Annotated in this window: 16 protein-coding genes; 5 read left to right on the top strand and 11 right to left on the bottom strand. The window is 70.2% G+C overall.

All coding sequences use genetic code 11. The features are described from left to right. The first annotated feature begins 39 nt into the window (after nt 1-39). Together MBA17_RS11355 and MBA17_RS11350 are read left to right on the top strand one after the other, a co-directional pair. The gene (locus tag MBA17_RS11355; protein WP_238496332.1) at nt 40-1,572 is read left to right on the top strand and encodes a BCCT family transporter; all 1,533 of its coding nucleotides are present in this window, start codon (nt 40-42) and stop codon (nt 1,570-1,572) included. Nucleotides 1,573-1,893: 321 nt separating this feature from the next. Beyond that, nucleotides 1,894-3,468 carry a BCCT family transporter gene (locus MBA17_RS11350; protein WP_238496331.1) on the top strand — a complete coding sequence of 525 codons (1,575 nt, stop codon included), beginning with the start codon at nt 1,894-1,896 and terminating at the stop codon, nt 3,466-3,468. Nucleotides 3,469-3,509: 41 nt separating this feature from the next. On the opposite strand, the gene MBA17_RS11345 is transcribed toward MBA17_RS11350, so the two are convergent. Continuing rightward, entirely contained in the window at nt 3,510-4,295 is a 786-nt protein-coding gene (locus MBA17_RS11345) for an IclR family transcriptional regulator (RefSeq protein ID WP_238496330.1), read from the bottom strand. A gap of 119 nt (nt 4,296-4,414) precedes the next feature. On the opposite strand from MBA17_RS11345, the gene MBA17_RS11340 reads away from it, so the two are divergent. Continuing rightward, nucleotides 4,415-4,741 carry a bifunctional 3-phenylpropionate/cinnamic acid dioxygenase ferredoxin subunit gene (locus MBA17_RS11340; protein WP_238496329.1) on the top strand — a complete coding sequence of 109 codons (327 nt, stop codon included), beginning with the start codon at nt 4,415-4,417 and terminating at the stop codon, nt 4,739-4,741. A gap of 72 nt (nt 4,742-4,813) precedes the next feature. Here MBA17_RS11340 and MBA17_RS11335 read toward each other — a convergent pair whose 3' ends face one another. From MBA17_RS11335 to MBA17_RS11315, 5 genes are all read right to left on the bottom strand, one after another. Further along, nucleotides 4,814-5,731 (bottom strand): dihydrodipicolinate synthase family protein, encoded by a 918-nt coding sequence (locus tag MBA17_RS11335; protein WP_238496328.1) that lies wholly within the window; start codon nt 5,729-5,731, stop codon nt 4,814-4,816. 95 nt (nt 5,732-5,826) lie between these two features. Further along, entirely contained in the window at nt 5,827-6,831 is a 1,005-nt protein-coding gene (locus MBA17_RS11330; protein ID WP_238496327.1) for an oligopeptide/dipeptide ABC transporter ATP-binding protein, read from the bottom strand. Next, on the bottom strand, nt 6,828-8,762 hold the full coding sequence (locus MBA17_RS11325) for a dipeptide/oligopeptide/nickel ABC transporter permease/ATP-binding protein (RefSeq protein WP_238496326.1): 1,935 nt from the start codon (nt 8,760-8,762) through the stop codon (nt 6,828-6,830). Before MBA17_RS11325 ends, MBA17_RS11330 begins: the two co-directional genes overlap by 4 nt. Next, nucleotides 8,762-9,721, bottom strand: coding sequence for an ABC transporter permease (locus MBA17_RS11320; RefSeq protein WP_238496325.1), 960 nt, complete (start codon nt 9,719-9,721; stop codon nt 8,762-8,764). Before MBA17_RS11320 ends, MBA17_RS11325 begins: the two co-directional genes overlap by 1 nt. A 2-nt stretch (nt 9,722-9,723) precedes the next feature. Beyond that, entirely contained in the window at nt 9,724-11,346 is a 1,623-nt protein-coding gene (locus MBA17_RS11315) for an ABC transporter substrate-binding protein (RefSeq protein ID WP_238496324.1), read from the bottom strand. A 140-nt stretch (nt 11,347-11,486) separates the two neighbouring features. Between MBA17_RS11315 and MBA17_RS11310 the strand changes: the two genes are divergently transcribed. Together MBA17_RS11310 and MBA17_RS11305 are read left to right on the top strand one after the other, a co-directional pair. Beyond that, on the top strand, nt 11,487-12,218 hold the full coding sequence (locus tag MBA17_RS11310) for a FadR/GntR family transcriptional regulator (protein ID WP_238496322.1): 732 nt from the start codon (nt 11,487-11,489) through the stop codon (nt 12,216-12,218). A 258-nt stretch (nt 12,219-12,476) separates the two neighbouring features. Then, nucleotides 12,477-15,224: an ATP-binding protein gene (locus MBA17_RS11305; RefSeq protein WP_238496320.1), complete on the top strand. Its 2,748-nt coding sequence runs from the start codon at nt 12,477-12,479 to the stop codon at nt 15,222-15,224. 690 nt (nt 15,225-15,914) lie between these two features. Here the strand turns inward: MBA17_RS11305 and MBA17_RS11300 are convergent. The 5 genes from MBA17_RS11300 to MBA17_RS11280 form a co-directional block, all read right to left on the bottom strand. Further along, nucleotides 15,915-16,850, bottom strand: a complete 936-nt coding sequence (locus tag MBA17_RS11300; protein ID WP_238496319.1) for an acyl-ACP desaturase — start codon at nt 16,848-16,850, stop codon at nt 15,915-15,917. Nucleotides 16,851-16,931: 81 nt separating this feature from the next. Next, entirely contained in the window at nt 16,932-17,186 is a 255-nt protein-coding gene (locus MBA17_RS11295; RefSeq protein ID WP_238496318.1) for an acyl carrier protein, read from the bottom strand. 234 nt (nt 17,187-17,420) lie between these two features. Then, entirely contained in the window at nt 17,421-18,671 is a 1,251-nt protein-coding gene (gene fabF, locus MBA17_RS11290) for a beta-ketoacyl-ACP synthase II (protein WP_238496316.1), read from the bottom strand. Continuing rightward, nucleotides 18,668-20,401 (bottom strand): thiamine pyrophosphate-binding protein, encoded by a 1,734-nt coding sequence (locus MBA17_RS11285; protein WP_238496315.1) that lies wholly within the window; start codon nt 20,399-20,401, stop codon nt 18,668-18,670. Before MBA17_RS11285 ends, fabF begins: the two co-directional genes overlap by 4 nt. Further along, entirely contained in the window at nt 20,398-23,082 is a 2,685-nt protein-coding gene (locus MBA17_RS11280) for an aldehyde dehydrogenase family protein (protein ID WP_238496314.1), read from the bottom strand. The genes MBA17_RS11285 and MBA17_RS11280 overlap by 4 nt, the downstream gene beginning before the upstream one ends. Nucleotides 23,083-23,099 lie beyond the last annotated feature (17 nt).

Here is a 23,099-nt window from a genome sequence, read left to right as displayed (position 1 = left end):
GAGACGTCAGGACCTACACCCCCCGGGAGGGGTGCTGTCGTGTCCGTGCGGAAGGACGTCGATCGGGCGGTGCTGTTCGTCGCGGCCGGGCTGACGCTGCTGTTCGTGCTGTGGGGCGTGCTCGCCACGGACAGCCTGGTACGCGTGTCGAACGCCGCCCTGGCCTACGTGATCGAGGCCTTCGGCTGGTTCTTCATCCTCAGCGCGGCGGCCATCGTCGTGCTCGCGGCGGCGCTCGCCGTCAGCCGCTACGGCCGGGTCCGCCTGGGCGAGGACACCGACCGGCCGGAGTTCCGCACCGTCTCCTGGGTGGCGATGATGTTCAGCGCCGGGATGGGGATCGGGCTGATGTTCTTCGGCGCGGCCGAGCCGCTCAGCCACTTCGAGGACCCGCCGCTCGGCCAGGCGGCCCCGGAGTCGCCGCAGGCCGCCAAGCTGGCGATCCAGTACTCCTACTTCCACTGGGCGATCCATCCCTGGTCGATGTACGCCGTCGTCGGGCTGTCCATCGCCTACTTCACCTTCCGCAAGGGCGCGCCCAACCTGGTCAGCTCGACCTTCCGGCCGCTCATCGGGGAACGCGTCGAAGGGGGGTCCGGCAAGGCCATCGACATCCTCGCCATCTTCGCCACCCTCTTCGGCTCGGCGACCTCGCTCGGCCTGGGCGCGCTCCAGATCAACGGCGGACTCAACGCGTTGTTCGGGGTGCCCGGCTCCATCCCGCTGGCGATCGGCGTCATCGCCTCGCTCACCGTCGCGTTCGTGATCTCCGCCGTCACCGGGGTCCATCGCGGCATCCAGTGGCTGTCGAACACCAACATGGTGCTGGCCGTACTGCTGCTGTTGTTCCTGTTCGTCGTCGGGCCGACGGTGTTCATCCTGAACACCTTCACCGAGTCGATCGGCGCCTACCTGACCCGCCTGGTGTCGATGAGCTTCCAGACCGCCGCGTTCGGCGGGGCGAAGTGGCTGTCCACCTGGACGCTCTTCTACTGGGCGTGGTGGATCTCCTGGACCCCGTTCGTCGGCGCGTTCATCGCGCGCATCTCCAAGGGCCGCACGATCCGCCAGTTCGTCGTCGGCGTCATCCTGGTCCCCAGCCTGGTCAGCTTCGTCTGGTTCGCGATCCTCGGCGGCACCGCGCTGCACCTCCAGCAAAGCGGCCGGGCCGACCTGGCCGCCGCCGCCGCTTCCGGCCCGGAGTACGTGCTGTTCGCCATGCTCAGGGTGTTCCCGCTGTTCGGGGTGACGGCGGTGCTGGTCACCCTGCTCGTCGCGCTGTTCTTCGTCAGCGGGGCCGACGCGGCGTCCGTCGTGCTGGGGACGCTGTCCTCGCGCGGGACCCTGCGGCCGGCCACGACGGTCGTCATCATGTGGGGCGTCCTCACCGGCGCGGTGGCCGCGGTGCTGCTGCTCGCCGGCGGCGAGACCGCGCTGGACGCGCTGCAGACCGTGCTCATCCTGGCCGCCGCCCCCTTTCTGCTGGTCGTGCTCGGCATGTGCGTCAGCCTGGTCATCGAGCTGCGCAGGGAACCCCGGTCGGCGTCCGCCCGCCCGAAGGAGGACAGGTGATCGGCACGGCCGGTGGGCACGCGTGACCGGCGCGGACCGTGGGGCACACGTGATCGGCGCGGCCGGTAGGCACACGTGACCGGCGCGGACCGTGGGGCACACGTGACCGGCACGGCCGGAGGAGTGGGGCAGGTGATCTCCGGGGACGGCGGGGCACACGTGATCGACTGGTAACACGTGAGGGCTGTTGCGTGGTGGGCGATGAAGCGCATAATCAGCAACAGCTTGGGGGCGGGGAGGCCGGCCTGGACGACCGGCCGCCCGGAGTCCGCCGCGGGCTCTGGTCCCGCGGCTCCCAACACCCCCTGGGAGGTTGCCTCCGTGTCCGCACCACCGACCGAAGAGTCCATCCCGCAAGCGCACCAAAAACGCATCGACCTGCCGGTGTTCGCCATCGCCGCAGGCCTCTCGGCCGTCTTCGTCGTCTGGGGCGTGCTGGCCACCGAGAACCTGGCGAGCGTCGCCCAGTCGGCCCTGGACGCCGTCATCAAGGGCTTCGGCTGGGTCTTCGTCCTCACCTCGGGCATGTTCGTCGTCCTGGCGGCGGTGCTCGCCGTCAGCCGCTACGGCCGGATCCGGCTGGGCAAGGACACCGACCGGCCGGAGTTCCGCACCGCGTCGTGGGTCGCGATGATGTTCAGCGCCGGCATGGGCATCGGCCTCATGTTCTTCGGCGTCTCCGAACCGCTCAGCCACCTCGGCACCCCTCCGCTGGGCCAGGCGGCGGCCGGCAGCGCGGCGGCGGCCAGGATCGCCATGGAGTACTCCTACTTCCACTGGGCCGTCCACCCGTGGGCGATGTACGCGGTCGTCGGCCTGGCCCTGGCCTACTTCACCTTCCGCAAGGGACGCGCCAACCTGATCAGCTCCGCCTTCTTCCCGCTGATCGGGGCGCGCGCCGGCCGGGCTCCGGGCAAGGCCATCGACATCCTCGCCATCTTCGCCACCCTCTTCGGCTCGGCGACCTCGCTCGGCCTGGGCGCGCTCCAGATCAACAGCGGCCTGACCACACTGTGGGACGTGCCGAAGTCGACACCACTGGCGATCGGCATCATCGCGGTCCTCACCGTCGCGTTCGTCATCTCGGCCGTCACAGGGGTACGGCGGGGAATCCAGTGGCTGTCCAACACCAACATGGTGCTGGCGATCGTGTTGCTCGCGTTCCTGTTCGTCGTCGGGCCGACGGTGTTCATCCTGAACACCTTCACCGAGTCGATCGGCGGCTACATGGGGAGCCTGCTGCCGATGAGCTTCCAGACCGGGGCGTTCGGCGGGGCCGACTGGCTGTCGGGCTGGACGCTCTTCTACTGGGCGTGGTGGATCTCCTGGACCCCGTTCGTCGGGATGTTCATCGCGCGCATCTCCAAGGGCCGCACGATCCGCCAGTTCGTCGTCGGCGTCATCCTGATCCCGAGCCTGGTCAGCTTCGTCTGGTTCGCGATCCTCGGCGGCACCGCGCTGAACGTGCAGCTCACCGGGCAGGCCGACCTGTCCGTCGCGAACGCCAAGGGCGCGGAGTTCGCGTTGTTCGCGCTGCTCCAGGAGTTCCCGCTGGCGGGACTGATGTCGGTGATCGCGATCGTGCTCGTGGCGCTGTTCTTCGTCAGCGGCGCCGACGCCGGATCGGTGGTGCTCGGCATGCTGTCCAGCCGTGGGGTGCTGGAGCCGAGCCGGACCGTGGTGATCGTGTGGGGCACGCTCACCGGCGGGGTCGCGGCGGTGCTGCTCCTCGCGGGCGGCCTGTCGGCGTTGCAGACGCTGTGCATCCTGGTCGCCGGGCCGTTCCTGCTCGTCATCTGCGGCATGTGCGTCAGCCTGGTCAAGGAGCTGCGGCGCGAGCCCCGGTTCGCGGCGGCGGCCCCGGAGCGACCCGTGGATGAGAAGTCGCCGGTCTGATCCACCGCGCGGGTGCTCTCCGGGCGGGGAGCGCCCGCGCCTCAGCCCATTCCGGCGGGCAGATAGCCGCCGCGCGCGCTGATCTCGGCCGCCGCCGCCCTGATCGGCTCCACGACCTGCGCGATGTGGTCGGAGGTGAGGCGGTAGGACGGGCCGGAGGCGCTCACCGCGGCCAGGATGGAGCCGTCCTGCGCGAAGATGGGCGCGGCGACCGCGTTGAGGCCGATCTCCAGCTCCTCCTCCGTGCAGGCCCAGCCGAGCTCGCGGGCCGCGTCGAGCGTACGGCTCAGCAACTCGCGGTCGGTGATCGTGCTGGGCGTGTAGGCGGCCAGCTTCCGGTTCAGCAGCGCCTCGCGCGTCTCCGGCCGCTGGAAGGCGAGCAGCACCTTGCCGCTCGACGTCGCGTGCAGCGGGGTGCGCTGGCCGATCCAGTTGTAGGAGGAGATGGCCGACGACCCGCGCACCTGGAGGATGTTGATCGCGTATCCCTCGTCGAGCACGGCGAGGTTGACGGTCTCCCCGGTCTCCTCGGTGAGCCGTTCGCAGATGGAGCGGCTCTCCCTGACGAGGTCGAACTGCGCCACGGTCGCGCCCGCCAGCCGTACCAGGCCGAAGCCCAGGCGGTACTTGCCGCGGCTGGTGACCTGTTCCACCAGGCCCCGGTTCTCCAGGACCCCGACGAGTCTGAAGGCCGTGGACTTGTGGACGCCCAGCTCAGCGGCGATCTCGGTGACGCCCGCCTCCTTCCGTCTGGCCAGCAGCTCCAGCACGCTCACCGCCCGGTCGACGGACTGCACCAGCGCTCCCGGTCCCGCGTTGTTTCTCATGGCGAAACTGTAAGCCTTGGATCGAATCGGCACTTGACGAGCGGCCTGCGATAAGCGCATTTTGTTGCGTATAGGAGTTCAAGTTGCGTTATAGGCAACTTACTGCGGAGGTGCGTTCCATGGAGATTGCCGCGCTTGCGCCCCTCGGATTCACCGAGGTCTGCCGGCTCGACGAGCTACGTCCCGGAGAGTCCCATCGGATGGAGGGCGAGGTGCCGATCGCCCTCTTCAACGTCGAGGGCGAGATCTTCGCCATCGACGACACCTGCACCCACCAGGACGCCTCCCTCGCCGACGGCTGGCTGGAGGGCCGCACGATCGAGTGCCCGCTGCACTCCTCCTGCTTCGACCTGCGCACCGGAATCCCCACCGGCCTCCCGGCCAGGCGGCCGGTCCGGGTTCACCAGGTCATCATCGAGAACGGGGTCATCTACGTCCGGGCGTGACCATCGACGACTGACGCGGACCGGCCTCCCCAGCAGGTCCGCGTCAGTGGTATCACCGGCCGGTGCGCCCCGTCACAGCAGGCCGGCGGCGGCCAGATGCTTGCCGACCCGGGCGATCTCGGACTCGTCCAGCGGGATCTGCGGGAGCGCGGTGGTCGGGTGGTCGATGATCCCGCGCAGGTACAGCGCGGCCTTGAAGGCGCCCAGGGCGGAGGAGGAGCCGCCCATCCGGCCGCCGCCGACGTGCACCAGCTCGAACAGCTGGAACAGTCGTTCCTGCTCCAGCCGCGCGGCCTCCCAGTCACCCTGGGAAGCGGCGCGGAACAGCCGCGTGTAACCGTGCGGGTCGACGTTGCCCAGGCCGGGGACCACGCCGTCGGCCCCCATCCACAGCGCGGAGTCGACCGTCAGCTCCGACCCGGTCAGCACGCTGAAGGAGCCGCGCCGCCCGAGGATCACCTCGCGCAGCGCGCCGTCGTCGCCGCTGGAGTCCTTGACCCCGGCGAGCACGCCCTCGGCGGCCAGGCCGAGCACCAGTTCGGCGCTGAGCTTGTTGTGCACGGCCACGGGCAGGTCGTAGGCGTACAGCGGCAGCCCGGCCCGGTCGGCGATCATCCGGAAGTGCACGGCGATCTCCGCCGGATGGGTGCGGGTGTAGAACGGCGCGGTCGCCACGATGCCCTGCACCCCCGCCCGGACCGCCACCGCCACGTGGTCCAGCACCCGGGGCGTGGTCATGTCGATCGCCCCGGCCAGCACCGGAACCTGCCCCGCCACGTGCCCGAGCACGGTGTCCAGCACGACGGCACGCTTCGCGTCGGTCAGGAACGCCACCTCCGAGGTGGAGCCGAGCACGAACAACCCGTCCACCCCGCCGTCCAGAAGGTGGTCCACCAGCCGGATGAGCGAGCCGGTGTCCACCTCGTGATCAGGCGTCAGCGGGGTGCACACCGGGGGGATCACGCCGGTCAGTGCGGCGGCGGAATTCATCGTTTCTCCTTGAGCGTGGATACCCCTGCCTTGAGGCGGGGCAGGAAACCCTGCGGGCGACTGTGGGAATCCCCTCGTTCACGGGGGAGAGGATGTCAAGGACGCTCCTGTACTTGGCTGATCAGTTCGAGGTCGGTGGCCCCCGCGGGGACCGGGTGGTGGCAACGGAAGAGATGGCCGGTGGTGTTCTGTACGGCGGGCATGCTCGCCGCGCACGCGTCGTCAGCCTTCCAGCACCGGGTGCGGAACGGGCAGCCGCTGGGCGGGCGGGTCGCCGACGGCACGGATCCCACCAGCGGAATGGGGGTGATCGGTGAGATGAGGCCGGGCGTGGCGGAGAACAGCGCCCGGGTGTAGGGGTGACGGGCGTTCATCGGCACGGCGTGCGCCGGAGTGTCCTCGACGATCCGGCCCAGGTACATGGTGATCACCCGGTCGCTCATCCGCCGTACCGTCTGGATGTCGTGCGAGACGAAGACGAGGGCGAGGCCGAGCCGGTCCTTGAGGTCCAGCAGCAGGTTGAGGATCTGGGCGCGGACCGACACGTCCAGCGCGCTGGTCGGCTCGTCCGCGATCAGCAGCTCGGGTTCGAGGGCGAGCGCGCGGGCGATGGCCACCCGCTGCCGCTGGCCGCCGGAGAGCTGGCCGGGCAGCCGGCCGGCGGCGCTCCGCGGCAGGCCGACCAGGTCGAGCAGTTCCCGCACCCGTTCGTCGCGTTGCCCCGGGGTGCCGCGGCGGTGCACGTTGAGCGGGTCACGCAGGACCTGCCCGACGGACAGCCGCCGGTTCAGCGCCGTGGACGGATCCTGGAAGATCATCCCGACGCTGGACCCGATGACCGCCCTGCGCCTGCTCTCCTTCATCGACCACAGGTCCTCGCCCTTGAAGGACACCGTGCCGGAGGTCGGCCGCTGCAACCCGACCAGTACCTTCGCCAGCGTGGACTTCCCGCACCCCGACTCGCCCACCACTCCGGCCGTCTCGCCCGCCGAGAGCGTCAGATCGGCGGCGGTGAGGGCGTGCACCCGGTCCCGGGTGAACAGGCCGCCCGACCGGGCCCGGTGCACGACATGCACGCCGTCCAGTTCCAGCAGGCTCATGCGGGCACCTCGATCTTCGCCGGATGATGGCAGGCCACGGAGTGCCGGTGCGCGTCCCCGGTCAGGGCCGGGGTCTCGGCGCGGCACACGTCGGTGGCCATCGGGCAGCGGTCGGCGAAGCGGCAACCGGCCGGGAAGTCGGCGGGTGAGGGGACCACGCCGCGGATCTGGGTGAGCCGGGCGGCGCCGGACTCCAGCGACAACACCGAGCCGAGTAGTCCACGGGCGTAGTGGTGGGCGGGGGCGCCGACGAGTTCCCAGGTGACGCCGGTCTCGACGATCTGCCCGCCGTACATCACCACGACCCTGTCGGTGACGTCGGAGACCAGCGCGAGGTCGTGGGAGACCAGGATGAGCGCGAAGCCGAGTTCCTCGCGCAGCCGCAGCAGCAGTTCGATCACCTGGGCCTGCACGGTGACGTCCAGGGCGGTGGTGGGCTCGTCGGCGACGATCAGCTTGGGGTTGCGCGACAGGGCCATCGCGATCAGCACGCGCTGACGCTGGCCGCCCGACAGTTCGTGCGGGTAGGAGGACAGGGTGCGCGGCGGGTCGAGGCCGACCAGTTCGAGGAGTTCGGTCGCGCTGCGTTTGCCGCCGCGCCTGACGACCTGTTTGAGCTGGGCTCTGATGGTCATCGCGGGGTTCAGCGAGGAGAGCGCGTCCTGGTAGATCATCGCCATGTCGTGGCCGAGCAGCCGCCGCCGCGCCTTGCGGGACAGGCTCAGCAGGTCCTGACCGTCGAAGTGGATCTCGCCGCGGATCCTCGCCTCGCGTGGTTGCAGGCCCATCACGGCCAGCGCGGTGAGCGACTTGCCGCAGCCGGACTCGCCGACCAGCCCGAGCACCTCGCCCGGCCGGATGTCGAAGGAGATGCCGTCGACGATGTCCACCCCGTCGTGCCTGCCCTCGAAGCCGATGGCCAGGTTCGTGACCCGCAGGATCGGCGGGCCGTCCGGGAGGGGGCGGGCGCGTTCCGCCAGGCGGCGCGCGGCCTCGGCGAGTCCGGGCAACTCGGTCGTCTCGCCGGAACCCGGCCGGGCCTGCTCGAACGCGTCGCCCTTGCCGCCGCTGCCCGCCGTACGGGTGGCGGGCGCGGCCCAGGCGTCGGAGACGCCCTCGGACAGGATGTTCAGCGCCAGCACGGTGATCAGGATCAGCAGGCCGGGGAACACGGTGGCCCACCAGCCGCCGAGCAGCACCATGTTCCTGCCGTCGGCGATGACGCTGCCCCAGGAGGGGTCGGGCGGGCGCACCCCGGCGCCGATGAACGACAGGGACGCCTCGAAGACGATCGCGTCGGCGACCATCACCGTGCAGAACACCAGCACCGGCGCGGCGCAGTTGACGGCCACGTGCCGGGTCAGGATGTGCGGGGTGCGGGCGCCGATGACCCGTTCGGCCGCCACGTAGTCCTCGCCGTACTGGGCCAGCACGTTGGCCCGCACCACCCGGGCGACCGAGGGCATGTAGAGGAAGGCGATGGCCATCACCAGCACCGGGACGCTGCCGCCGAAGACCGCCACCAGCACCGCGGCCAGCGCGATGCCGGGGAAGGCCATGATCACGTCGAGCAGGCGCATGATCGTCTCGTCGACGGCCTTGCGCGAGGTCGCGGCCACCGCGCCGATCGCGGCCCCGGCGACCAGGGCCAGCCCGGTCGCGCCGAGGCCGATCAGCAGCGACCACCGCGCGCCGTACATCAGGCGACTCAGGATGTCGCGGTTGGCGCTGTCCGCGCCCATCCAGTGCGCGGCGGACGGGCCGCCGCCGGCCGCGTCCTGGAAGTACGGCGAGTGCGGCGCCAGCCAGGGGGCGAGCACGGCGGCGAGGATGACCACCGCGAGCACCGCGAGGGCGACCCAGGAGGACCAGGAGAGCCTCTTGAAGTCGATGCCCGGCCGCGAGAGGGCCTCCGCCAGTCCTCTTCTCATCAAGCGGCGCTCCTGAGTCGGGGATTGATCAGTAGATAGAGGACGTCGACCAGCAGGTTGACGACCATGAAACCGACGGCGATGGTCAGCACCACGCCCTGGACCACGGCCGGGTCGCCGTCGCGGACCGCGTTGATCATGAGCTGGCCCATCCCGGGGAGGGAGTAGATCTGCTCGATGACCACCGCGCCGCCGATCAGGTAGCCGACCCGCAGGCCCAGCACCGTGAGCGGGTTGATCAGCGCGTTGCGCAGCACGTTGCGCCCGACCACCACGATCGGCGGCAGGCCGCTGCCGATCGCGGTCCGCACGTAGTCGCGGTCCAGTTCTTCGACCATCGACGTGCGGATGATCCGGATGAGCTGGGCCGCGATCGGGAGGGACAGCGACAGCGCGGGGAGCGTCATCGACCGCAGCCAGCCGAGGAAGGAGTCGGCCGGGTTGATGTAGCCGCCGGTGGGGAAGAGCCCCTCCCCCACCGCGAGCCACTGAATCATCAGCAGGGCCAGCCAGAACGACGGGGCCGCCACCCCGACCAGCGAGACCACCCGGATCAGCTGGTCGGGCCAGCGGTCCCGGAAGATCGCCGCCGTGACGCCGAAGAGCAGCGCGAGGACGATCCCGATCGCCAGCCCCAGCAGGGTGAGCTGGAAGGTCAGCGGCAGCGCGGTGAGCACCGAGTCCAGCACCGGCGCCTTGGTGAGCACGCTGGTGCCCATGTCCCCCTGGAACAGGTCGCCGACGAAGCGCAGGTAACGCACCGGCAGCGGATCCAGCAGGCCGTTCTCCAGCTGGAACTGGTGGATCTGCGCCGGGCTCGGATTGGCGCCCTGGAAGTAGGCGTACTCCGGCTTGTTGTTCGAGAACCGCATGACGATGAACACGAACAGGATGACGCCCAGCAGCAACGGGACGAGGATGAGCAGCCGGCGGACCAGCATTCTGACGATGACGGCCATGGTCAGACGCGCTTGGCCTGCAGCACGTTGATCCCCGGGTACGCCTGGGCCTTGAGCCCGGACACCTTCTTCGGATCCCAGGCGGTCATCAGCTCGGTGTGCACCACCGGGTAGAGCACCGCCTTCTCGGCGATCACGTCAAGGTACTCGTGGGTCAGCTGCAGCTTCTTCTTCGGGTCCAGCTCCTCGGTGGCCTTGTCCATCAGCGTGAACAGGGCCTTGGCGTCGGCGCTCTTGTCCCACTTGCTGTACTGCATCCACAGGCCCTCGGCGACGTAGTTGTAACGCATGATCAGGTCGGCGTCGAGCCCGAACTGGTTGGGGTTCGAGGCCGCCGCGACCACCTGGTAGTCCTGGAACTGGTCCATCTTGGTGAACACGGCCGTGGTCTCCTGCGGCTCCAGGGTGGTCTTGATGCCCACCGCCTCCCAGGAGGCCGCGATGGTGGGCAGGCAGTCGACGATCCAGCTCACGTTGACCGACATCAGGTTGACCGTGAGGTTCTCGACCCCGGCCTCCTTCAGCAGCGCCTTGGCCTTGTCCGGGTCGTAGTCGTAGACCGTGGACGCCTTGGCGTAGGCCGCGTTCTCCTCGTTGAGGAAGGAACTGGACGCCGTGCCGTGGCCCTTGAGCGCCACCTCGATCATCTTCTGCTTGTCGATGGCGTAGTGCAGCGCCTGCCGTACACGGACGTCGTCGAAGGGCTTGGTGGCCGTGTTGAACATCAGGAACATGTGGTTCATGCCCTTGCCGCCCTCGACGGTCAGCCCCGACTTGGTGAGCTGGTCGATGTTGGCGTACGGGACGTTGTCCGCGATCTGCGCCTCGGCCCCGCCGCCGGAGATCTTCGCGACCCGGGCGGAGGCGTCCACGATGGTCAGCCAGTTCATCTTCTTCACGGTGGCCGGCCGGGGGCCGTTGTAGTCGGCGAACGCCTCGAAGGTGGTGTTCGACTTGGGCTGGTGCGAGGTCATCTTGTACGGCCCGGAGCCGCAGGTCTTGCCGCCCTTGGCCGCGTCCCAGGCGCCGGGGGCCTCGAAGACGTGCTTCGGCATGATCTTGGCGATCGACAGCCGGGGGGCCGCGTCGGGGAAGGGGAACTTGAAGACCAGTTCGACGTTGCGGTCGTCGATCTTCTTGACCTCCTTGAGCCAGGACTTGAAGAACGAGCCGACCAGCACGTTCGCCTCGGGGTCGAGCACCCGCTGGAACGTGAAGACCACGTCGTCGGCCGTCACCGGCTTGCCGTCGTGCCACTTGGCGCCCTCCCGGAGGGTGAACTTCCAGGTGGTGGCCTCGACGTCGGCGGGCAGCGCGGTGGCCAGGGCCGGGTACGGCTCGCGGGTGATCGGGTCGGTGTCCAGCAGCCCCTCGTAGATGTGCTGGATGCCGGCCATCCCGAAGGCGGAGGCGGTCTGCGTGGGATCCCAGCTGCCGTCGTTTCCGTATCCGATGACGGCGGTGATCAGGTCCTTGTCCGTACCGGCGCCGACCGAGCCGGTCGAGGCGGGGCCTCCCGAGCAGGCCGCGAGGGTGGACGCGATGACCGCGGCCGCACCGGTCGCCCCGCTGTAGCGCAGGAAGTCGCGACGGCTGAAGACCGGCCGAGATGACGGGGCGCTCACTGTGCCTCCTCTGAACATAGGACGTCCCATGTCCCATGTTGTGCGTTAGTGTTGGACGGTAAAGGGAGACTGTGATCCAGGTCAACAGGATGTTGCCGGATTGTTTCGTCTTTGCCTTCTCGATCCGATGGGATTACCGGATGACTACTGCCCCACGCCCGCTGCGCGGACGGCTCAGCCGTGCGGTCGAGGCCCAGGAGGCCGTCAAGGAGATGATCCTTCGACGAAGGCTGGTGGCAGGCGACCCCCTGCCCACCGAGACGGAACTGATGGAGGACCTCGGGATCAGCCGCAACTCGGTCCGCGAGGCGCTCAAAGCCCTCCAGGCCGTCGGCATCGTGGACATCCGCCACGGTTTCGGGATGTTCGTCGGCACGATGTCCCTGACCGGTCTCGTCGACGAGTTGGCCTTCCACAGCCGGATCACCCTCCAGGACGGCCGCAACGACCTCGGCTACCTGATCGAGATCCGCGAGATCCTGGAGAGCGGCCTGGTCCAGCGGCTGATCGAGCTGGACGAGGTCGACCTGACCCCCGTCGCCGAGGTCCTGACCCGGATGGAGGCCGAGGCGCTGGTGGGCGAGGTCTCCCCGGACACCGACCGGCTCTTCCACGACCTGCTCTACCGTCCGCTGGAGAACCCCCTGGTCAGCCAGTTACTGGGAGCGTTCTGGGACGTCTACTTCCAACTGCGCGACAGTTTGGGCACACCGGACGAGCCGGCCGCCGACGTGGCCCGCAGACACCGCGACATCTACACCGCCGTCGCGGCGGGAGATCGGGAGGCCGCCGTCACCGCGGTCTGCGCCCACTTCGACGGCGTCCGCAACCGGCTGGCCCGGCTGCGCGACCGGCCCCGGAACGGGGAGTGACCTCACGGCCCCGACACCGCGGCCGGTCCGGCTCCGCGACCGGCCCCGGAACGGGGAGTGACCTCACGGCCCCGGCACCCGGCTGCCGGTCCCGGGGGAGCGCATCCTGCCGCTGACCGCGTCACGGCCCTCCATCCGGCTGCCGGAGGGCCGCCCGGTCGCGTCGTGTCACGCTGAACCCGCTTCGAGTCAGCTGCTACCGCTCATCACGATACTGACGGCAGGTGCAGCTATTTCACCCGATGAGATGGGGATGACGTGCACGAAAACCATCCATTGTTCGGCCGCAGCCGGGAAACCGAGATCATTGAGGGGCTCATAGACGGTGTCGCGGAGAACCGCTCCGCCGTAGTGATCATAGAAGGCGGAGCGGGGGCGGGGAAGACCGCCCTGCTCGACTATGTGGTGGAGACCGCGCGACAGCGTGAGCTCCGCGTCCTCTACACCTCCGGGGGCCATCGGCGCCCGCAGCGGATCCTCGGCTGCGCGAGAGAACTTCTCGGCGTGCCGCCCGCCGTCCCCACCCTCTCCTCCGGCCCCGACCTTGGACTCGGCTTCGGCCCCGACCCCGGACTGGACGACCAGTTCGCCGAACTCGACGCCCGGGTCCACCACCTCACCGCCGAAGGACCGCTGGTGCTCGTGGTGGACGACGTGCAGCGGATCGACGAGCCGTCGCTGAGCTGGCTGGCCCACCTGGCCCGCGGACTGTCCGGGCTCCCGCTCCTGCTGGTGGCCTCCGTGTCCACCGGCGAACGGCCCGCCGCCCGCGAGCCGTACGACGATCTGCGCAACACGCTCAACCTCACCGAGATCCACCTGAACCCGTTCGGGCAGGAGGACGTCGAGCAGGTCCTCGCGACCAACCGGGAGACTCCGGTCAGCCCTCAGTTCGCGGCCCTGTGCCTGCGGCTGACCGGCGGGAACCCGCGTTTCACCTGGGATCTGGCCCGGCTGCTCAACGCCGAGGGCATCGCCGCGGACGACGAGTCCACCGGGCTGCTGGCCGGTCTGGCCCCGCCGCGCATCGCGCGGTACATCTCCGACAGGCTCGCCCGCCACTCGGCCCAGGCGCTGGACGTCGCCAAGGTCCTCGCCGTCCTCGGCGGCACCGCCCGGCCCTCCGTCGTGCGGGAGCTGTGCGGGTTCGAGGGGTCGACGTGCGACGACACCATCCAGTCGCTCACCGAACTGGGGCTGCTGCGCGCCGGAGGAACCGTCGCGTTCGTCCATCCCATCGTGCGGACCACCCTGTACCGGTGCATGCGCACCGCGGAACGGAGCACCCGCCACCTGGCCGCCGCGAAGGTGCTGGCCGCCCGGGACGCCGACGCCGCGCTCCTCGGCCGGCACCTCCTCGCGGCCGGTTCCACCACCGACCCGGAGATCACCGACCTGCTCTGCGACGTGGCCGTACGGCTGGCGTCGATGGGCGACCTCGAACAGTCCACCGCCTGCCTGCAACGGGCCATCCAGGGCTCGTTGTCCCCCGCCCATCGCGCGAAACTGACCCTGCAACTCGGCGTCGCCCTCGGCGGCTACGACGCGCGGGCGTCGATCAAGCATCTGCGGCACGCCAGCACCGGGGTCAGGACCTCCGCCGAGCACGCCGTCATCGGGCAGCACCTCGCCCTCGCCACCGCCGCGCTGGGCGACCTCGACGGCGCGATCGGCGTGCTCGACGAGCACGTCGGGTTGCTCCACGAGCGAGATCCGGGGCTGGGGCGACGGCTGAGAGGGTACCGGCGGATGCTGAGCATGCTCCGCGGCGGGTCCTCAGAGGGTTTCGCGTGGGAGCAGCCGAGCCGGGGCTCCACGCACATCGAATGCGACAGCGGGACGCGGGCGGCCCTGGCGACCGGGCTGGCCTGGAAGGGCGAGAACCTGGAGCGGTCGGCCGGGGAGGCGGAGGCGGCCCTGGCGACCGGGCGGCTGACCGGCGCGGGCTCCCTGGTGATCGGTTTCGCCCTGCTGCCCATGGTGTACGCCGACCGTCTCGACGCGGTGGAGCGGCAACTGCTCGACGCCGAGCAGCACCTGCCCGCCGTACAGGTTCCCGAGTTGGCGGCGCTGCGGTCGCACGTCGCGTTACGACGGGGAGACGTCGCGCAGGCCGAGGTAGCCGCATGGGCCGCCACCGCGGCCGTGGCGGACGATCTCCCAGAACCCGTGCTGCTGCACCATCTCGCCGTGCTGGTCGACGTCATGCTGGAACGGGGCGAGCACGAGGAGGCGGCCGAGATGCTCCGCCAGGCCGGGCTCCCCCACGAACTGCCCGTCACCTGGCGGCACAACCACCTGCTGCACAGCCGCGGCCGGCTGCGGATCGCGTGCGGCGACATCCGGGCCGGCATCGAGGACCTGCTCGCGTGCGGCGAGCGCCTGGCGCGCTGGGGGGTGACCAACCCGTCGGTGAGCACCTGGCGGTCGGACGCGGCACTCGCCTTCGACCGGCTCGGCGAACGCCCCAGGGCACGGGCGCTCGCGCGCGAGGAGGTCATCGCCGCGCGCAGCTGGCTCGCCGGCCGGTCCCTCGGCGTCAGCCTCAGAGCGCTCGCCCTGCTCACCACCGATTCGGGCAAGCGGCTGACGATGCTCCGCGAGGCCGTACAGGTCCTGGAGAGGTCGCCCGCCGCACTGGATCTCGGCCGCGCGGTCGTCGATCTGGGCACCGCGCTGGCGGAGGACAACCAGGAGAGCGAGGCCCGCGACATGCTGCGCCGCGGCCTGGACCTCGCCCAGCGCTGCGGCGGAACCGCCCTCGCCGACCACGCCCTCGCCGAACTGGTGAGGTACGGCGCGCGGCCCCGGCGGCGCGCGCAGACCGGATGGGCCGCCCTCACCCCCGCCGAGCGGCGGGTGGCCCAGCTGGTGGTCGAGGGCAGGAAGAACCGGGAGATCGCACAGATCCTGTTCGTCTCCCAGCGCACCGTCGAACTCCACCTGACCAACATCTACCGGAAGCTGAACGTCTCCAGCCGGGTGGCACTCGTCAAGGCGAGCTGACCTTGGCCCGTGCTCCCGCCGCCGGCCCGGCACGACCCGCATCCCGAACCGACCTCGGCCGAAGCGAAGCGCCGCCCACCAGGGCGGCGCTTTTCGCCGTCAGCCCGATACACCACCCGCCGCCCTGAGCAGCGCGCTCACCGGCGCCGCACGGGACGGCCCGAGCGGCGCACTCTCACCTGGCACCCCAGCAGACCAACGGCCCCGGACCGACGGCCCCCGGACGGCCGAGCGGCGCACTAACCCGGCACCTCGGCAGACCGACGGCCCCGGACGGGCTGAACGGTGCACTCACCCGGCACCCCAGCAGACCAACGGCCCCGGACCGACGGCCCCCGGACGGCCGAGCGGCGCACTAACCCGGCACCTCGGCAGACCGACGGCCCCGGACGGGCTGAACGGTGCACTCACCCGGCACCCCGGCAGGCCCATGGCCCCGGACGGCCCGAGCGGCGCGCTCGCCGCCACCGCACGCCACCGAGACCGGACGGCCTGAGCGGCGCGCTCACCCGGCACCTCGGCAGACCGACCGCCCGGAACGGGCTGAACGGTGCGCTCACCCGGCGGCACCGCACACCGGCAAAGGAAACGCCGCCCCTCAGGGCGGCGGTTCCGGCGTCGGCACGACGTCGTGCGGGCCTGTCCGGCCTGAAGCGAAGCGCCGCCGTAAGGGCGGCGCCTCGCCGGGCGCTACACGGCCACTGCGGCATTGCGTTCGGCACGGCGTTCGGTGAAGCGGCCGGCCAGGGTGTCGAGGCGGTGCAGGAAGGCGGCGAGTTCCGAGCGGGCCTGGTCGCCTCTGCCGGAGAAGTCCTCGCGTTCAAAGATGCGCCAGTGCCGCAGGATGGGCATGATGACCTTGTCGTGGTGCAGCCGCAGGTCGTAGATCCCCGCGTTGGCGATCATCGCGGCGAAACGCCGGAAGCCTGGCTGGCCCACACCGGGCATCTCGAAGTTCATGACGACGTCCCTGATCGCCTCCATCGTCTCGTCGGGCGCCAGTTCCAGCGCCGAAGCGACGAGATTCCGGTAGAAGAGCATGTGCAGGTTCTCGTCCGCGGCGATCCTGGCCAGGAGCTGCTCGCCGATGGCGCAGCCGGTGGCCGTGCCGGTGTTGCGGTGCGAGAGGCGGGTGGCCAGCTCCTGGAAGGCGGTGTAGACCACGTTGGGCAACAGCTCCGTGGGCTCGCCGGCGCCACCGGACGCGACGAACTGCATGCGGCGCTGCTCCAGGTCGACCGGATCGACGGCGCGGGTCACCACCAGATAGTCGCGCAACGTGATCGCGTGCCTGGCCTCCTCGGCCGTCCAGCGGTAGACCCACTCGCCCCAGGCGCCGCCGGTGCCGAGGGCGGTGACGAGATTCTGGTGGTAGGCGGGCAGATTGTCCTCAGTCAGCAAGTTCACGATCAACGAGGCCCGGGCCGCCGGATCGATCTTGGAGTCGTCGGGTTCCCAGTCGGCGCCGCCGAGCAGCTTGTAGTTGCGGCCCTCGCTCCACGGCACGTAGTCATGTGGATTCCAGTCCCGCACCACCGCGAGGTGGCGATTCATGTTCTCGGCGACGACCGGCTCAAGTTCCCGGAACAGGGCCGCCGACCTCTCGTGGTCAACCGTGCTGCTCACGTGCGCAACCTCCTTGATGTGATGGGGGGGACCGGGGAGCGGGGACGGCCACAGGTAGGCCGTCCCCGCCACTCACCCGGTTCAGGCCACGCCTACCGGGCTGTTGCTCTCGATGTGGGCGATGACCGCGGCGACGGTCTCCAGCTCGGCAGCCAGCTCGTCGGGGGTCGCCACGCCGAACTTCTCCTCGATGGCGACCATGATCTCGACCATGGAGAGGGAGTCGATGTCCAGGTCGTCGCGCAGGTGGCGGTCGGGCTGCACCTCGTTGGCGGACAGTCCGACGACCTCGTTGACGATCTCGGCCAGCTCCGCGAGAATCCGCTCGTTGCTCATGTCGTGTTCCTCTTTCGTGGTGTTTCGTGGTTTTTCGTTGATTTTGTTCGGGTTCTTCGGTCGTGCGATCGTGCGGGTTGTTCGGTCGTGCGGGGTGTTCGATCCAGTGGGTTGTTCGATCGGTTGGTCTGATCGGATGGGTCGGCTGATCGGATGGGTCGGTCTGATCTGGTGGGTCGGTCTGATCTGGTGGGTCGGTCTGATCTGGTGGGTCGGTCTGATCTGGTGGGTCGGTTACGGCTCGTAGCGCCGCACGACGAGGGTGGCGTTGTGCCCGGCGAAGCCGAACGAGTTGCTCATCGCCACCTTGACGTCGTGTTCCTGCGGCCGGTGCGGAACGAAGTTCAGCCCGGTGTCCTCGGGGTCGTCGCAGTTGATGGTCGGCGGCACCCATCCGGTGAGCAGTGCCTGCACCGTCGCGATGAGCTCCACCGCGCCGGCCGCGCCGATCATGTGCCCGGTCATCGACTTCACGCCGCTGATCGGGATGTTGGGAGCGTGGTCGCCGAACACCCTGCGGATGGCGGCGGCCTCGGTCCGGTCGTTGAGCACGGTGCTGGTGCCGTGCGCGTTGATGTGGTCGATGTCGGAGGCGGCCACGCTGGCGTCGTCCAGCGCGAGCTGCATGGCCCGGCGGGCGCCGAGCCCCTCCGGGTGCGGCGCGGTCGGGTGGTAGGCGTCGCTGGTCGCGCCGTACCCGACGACCTCGGCGAGGATCGGGGCGCCGCGGCGCTCGGCGGAGCGGGCGTCCTCAAGCACCAGGGCCCCCGCCCCGGCGGCCATCACGAACCCGTCCCGCTCCTTGTCGAAGGGACGACTGGCCCGCTGGGGGTCGTCGTTGCGGCGGGAGAGCGCCCTGGACATCGCGGTCGAGCCGATGTCGAAGGAGGTGATGGAGTTGTCGGCGCCGCCGGCGATGACCGCGTCCACGTCACCGCGCTGGATCATCCGCATCGCCTCGCCCACCGCGGAGGTGCCTGACGCGCACGCCGTGCTCACCGCGCCGGAGGGGCCGGTCGCGCCGAGCTTCAGGGCGATCTCGCCCGCGGCGCAGTCGATCGAGGTGGCCGCGGAGAGCCACGGCGCGAGGCCGCGGTGTCCCTTGCCGTCCAGCGTCAGCGTGCCCGACTGGACCAGCGCGGTGGGACCGTAGCCGGAGCCGATCAGGATGCCGACCCGGTGGGTGTTGGCGTCGTCGATGACGAGCTTGGAGTCCTCCATCGCCTGCATCGCCGCCGCGACGGCGAACTGGGCGTACTTGTCGATCCGGCGGCTCACCGTCCTGGCCATGTACTCCAGGGGGTCGAACCCGGTCACCTCGCCGGCGATCTTGACCGGCAGCTCGCTGGTGTCGAAGGAGGTGATCGGTCCCACGCCGCTCCGGCCCGCGAGCAGGGCCTCCCAGAAGCTCTGGACGCTCAGCCCGACCGGCGTGACCACGCCCTGTCCCGTGATGACGACCCGCCGTTGCCCGTAGGTTCTCATGAGTGCTGTCCCTCCATCTCCGTGAGATCGGCCGGCACGTCGTCGAGCCGCACCGGAATCCTGACGACCGCCACGCGGCCTGCCGCACATTCCTCCGCCGCCAGCCGGAGCTCCTTCTCCAGCCGCGTCTTGTCGTCCACGACCGCGTGGTGCGGTCCGAAACGGGTGTCGCCCGTCACCGGGTCCGTCATCGCGACGTCGCCCGCGAACCGGAACCGGGAGTGGCCCGCGCCCGCCTTTTCGCGCTGGGCGTCGAGCTGGGCCTGCAGCCAGCCGTAGCCACCGTTGTCCAGCACCAGGAAGAGCACCCCGATCCCCGACTCGACCAGGACGTCGAGGTCGGCGCCGAGCTTTCCGAAGGCGCCGTCGCCGACGAACGCGGCCACCGCGTGGTCCGGAGCGGCGAGCTTGACGCCCGCCGCGGCCACCGCGCCGAAACCGAGACTCGTCTGCTCCGACGGCACGATCGAGTCGGCCGCCGCGCCGCAGCTCCAGAAGGGATAGAAGTAGGACCACATGTCCGCGAGGCCGTTCTCCTGCACCAGGATCCGCTCGGGCGGGAGCACCTCGTCGAGGACGCGCAGGACGTCGGCGACGTGGATGCCGGGCAGTTCGGCGACCCGCCGCCGCTCGGCGGCCACGCGCTCGGCCGCTTCCCGGCGGGCGGCCCGCACGGAGGCGGTCCACTCCGGGTCGGCCCCGCCGTACTCCTCGCCGAGGCCGTCGAGCCAGGCGGACACGGCCGCGGCGCCGTCGCCGACGACCACCGGCCCGCCCCACTCGGCCGACACCTCGACCGGCTCCACGTTCACCTGCACCACCTGGACGCCGTGCCCGACGAAGCCGCCGCCGTAGGTGGCCGTCTCCTCCAGCCGGCTGCCGAGGGCCACCACCAGGTCAGTCTCGGCCCACAGCGGGTGCGTCTCCTCCGGGGCGTACAGACCGGAGAGCCCGCAGAACAGCGGATGGTCCTCGTCGACGCTGCCGCGACCGGTGGCGGTGACGAAGATCCCCGCACCGAGCCGGTCGGCGAGCTGTTCCACCTGGCCGTCCTCGTTGCGGTGCCGCATCCCCCCGCCGACCACCAGCATCGGTCGGCGGCTCGTCCGCAGGGCGGCCAGCGAGGCCGCCAGCGACGGGGCGTCCGGCGTGGGGCGGTGCGCCCGCGCCGGCCGCCAGGGACGGTCGCGGACCACCTCCAGATCGATCAGGTCGGCGGGGAACTCCAGGTAGACCGGTCCCGGCGCGCCGTTGGCGGCGACCAGGAAGGCACGCTCGATGGCGGGCACCACACGGTCCGGGTGATCGACCCGGTGCGCCCACTTGACCACCGGCGACATCATCGCCATCTGGTCGAGCTCCTGGAACGACCCGGAGCCGCGGGCGCCGGCGGCGGTCCCGGAGGCGAGCACGACCATCGGCGCGCCCGAGCAGCGCGCCTCGACCAGACCGCCCACGACGTTGGCCACCGCGGGCCCCTTGCCGATCACGCACACCGCCGTACGGCCCGACCGCAGCGCGTGCCCCGCGGCCATGAAGGCCGCGGCGCGCTGGTCACGGCAGAGCACCATGTTGATGTCAGTGGGTTCGAGTGCCTTGAGCGGGACGAGGTCGTCGTCGGGCAGTCCGAAGACGGTCTCGATACCGCTCACCTGGAAGAAGTCGACGGCCGCGTGCCACGCGCTGGGGTACCGGCCATCGGTCTTGGTCGCGGTGTCGGTGGGGTTCATCGGCTCCCCGCATTCGCCTCGGCCATGTCCTCTACGAACTCGGCGACGACCTGGGAGATGAGCAGCGGCTTGGCGACCCGCTTCTTCTGGAAGCTGACGTAGTTGGCCATGATCCCGCAGCCGCCGAACGCCTGGTTGCCGTCGTCGATGTCCAGCAGGGTCTCGTCGACGGCCACCATGTGCCGCTTGCTGAGGTGCTCGACGAGCTCGGGAGCGTCGCCGTACACCATCGCGCCCATCGCCCTGTCCTGGTAGTAGCCCGTCGCGAGCCGCTCGTACACCTGCGCCAGGTCGGTGTAGGTGACGAGATTGAAGACGGGGGAGAACAGTTCGCTGAGCGCCATCTCGCCCTTCATCGAGCGCAGCAGCACGGTGGGCTGGATCTGCCGGGTGCGGAAGTCGATCTGCCCGCCGTAGATGATGTGACGGTCGTTGTCCTGGAGGAACTCGGCCGCGGCGACGACCGCGCTCGGGTAGCACATCGGCCCGTAGTCGGCCTCCGGGTCGTCGTACTCGCCGAAGGTCAGCGCGGACAGGCGCTTCAGGAGGGCCTCGACGAACCGGGGCGCGTCGGGCTCGTGGATGAAGAAGACGTCGGGGCCGAAGCAGTCCTGGCCGGAGTTGAGCATCCGGATCCGGATGGCGTCCTCGGAGGCCAGGTCGATGTCGGCCCCGGGGGCCACGATGAACGGGTTGGCGCCCTGGCCGAAGAGCAGGAAGATCTGGTGGGGCGACAGGTCGGCGCGGATGATCTCCGCGTTCTGGTAGGTACCGGTGAAGACCACGACGTCCGCCTCGGCGACGGGTCCCTCGCGGAACTTGCGCTGGCTCAGCGACGTCATCTCGATCGGGAGGCCGTGCACCGGCGCCAGCAGCTCGTGCAGCCGCCAGGTCTGCTCCGCGACCTGGGTGGAGGGCCGGACGACGATGTGCTCGACGTACAGCGAGGGCACCATCAGGTACAGCACGTAGGAGTTGAGCAGCACGTTGGAGGACATGAAGACCGCCAGGCTGTCCTTCTTCGGCGGCCCGTTCCTGATGACCTCCTCGACCGCGCCGGCGAGCGTGTGCAGCGCCCCCTCGACCTCCATCTCCACCGACTTGTAGTCGGAGATCTCGGTGAGGATGTCGACGACGGCACCGGCGTCGGTGTGCAGGTAGTCGGCCAGCCTGCGCAGTCCGGCGATCCGCTCGGGGAAGGGCACCCGCTCCAGGTCCTCCGGCGACGGGCTGACCGCCGGTCCCGGTTCGGGGTGGTCCGGACGCAGCCGGGCCGGCCGGTAGAGGGCGTCCTTGGCGAGCTGCCGAAGCCGCCTGATGTCGGACTTGCCGGTACCGTTCACCGGCAGCAGGGGCAGGACGACCACCTTGTTGGGGTGCTCGTACGACGGCAGCAGCGAGCAGATGGCGGTGCGCCAGTGCGTCGCGGACGCCTCGTTCACGTCCTCCACGAAGAAGACGAGCTGGCAGCCCTGGCGGTCGTCGTCGACCGCCACCACCCGCACCGGGCGGCCGCAGAACTCGGCCTTGCGCTGGATGGCCTCGGGGTAGAGGTTGTGTCCCATCCGGTGCACGGCGTACTTGCGGCCCATCACCACGAGGTTGCCGTCCGGCGTCCAGCAGCCGAGGTCGTCGGTCGGGTACAGGTCGGTGTCGATCGGCAGGATGGTCCCGTCGGCGTCGAGATATCCCTCCATCAGGCTCGGCGACGACACGAAGATCTCACCGACCTTGCCGGGAGCCACCGGGGTTCCGTCCTGGTCGAGGATGCGGACGTCCACGTCGGTGAGCGGACGGCCGCAGGCGACCGGGTTGGCGGGGTTGGCCAGGGCGATGTTGCCGGCCTCGTTGCTGCCGTAGCCGTCGAGCACGGGCAGGCCGAACATGCGCTCGAACCGCTCGGCCAGCGCCGCCGGCAGCGGCGCCCCGCCGCTGCAGAACATCCGCACCGCGTTCAGCTCACGCACGGTGCCGGGCCTACGCTGGGCCAGGCTGTGCAGGCTGTGGTACGTCGAGGGAGTGGCGTCGATGACGGTCACGCCGGCGACCGCGGCCAGCCGTACGGCCAGGTCGAGACGTTCACGCGGGGCGATCACCAGGGAGCAGCCGACGGTCCACTGCAGGATCGCCAGCGTCAGGCCGTAGAAGTGGGAGAACGGGAGCAGGGGCAGCAGCACGTCCTCGGGCCGGTAGCCCATCCGCTCCCTGGTGCGCTGCAGGTCGTTGAGGAACGACCGGCCCGAGCGCACGACGCCCTTGGCCAGGCCCGTCGAGCCCGAGGACCAGGTGATCAAGGCGTCGGCGCGACCGTGCCACGCGGAGAGGCTGAGGAACTCGGAGCCCGGCGTACGGGACCGCGCCTCCTCGGCCAGGGTGTGGATGCCGAGGGTGTCCGCGTCGCCGATGAAGCCGGTGAGGTCGACGCTGTCGGTGATCAGCAGGCAGGTGTCGGAGATCGTGCTCATCCGTCGTCGTTCGGCGGTCGTCTCCCGGTGATCCACCAGCACGATCGACGTGTCCAGGTGCATCAGGGCAAGAAGAGCGGCGACGTACTCCGCGGAGTTGTCCGCGCTGATCATCACTCGTTTGCCCGCGGTCACCGAGCGCTCGCTCAGGATCGCGGCCATGCCGAGCGCCAGTTCCTCGATCTCGATCGAGGTGTAGGTAGCGGTGGGAGTCACAATTTTTCCGGTGGCCC

This window comes from Dolomitihabitans soli (genome assembly GCF_022213955.1).
GTDB classification, from domain to species: Bacteria; Actinomycetota; Actinomycetes; order Streptosporangiales; family Streptosporangiaceae; genus Streptosporangium_A; species Streptosporangium_A soli.
This window is presented reverse-complemented; position numbering and strand designations above follow the sequence as displayed.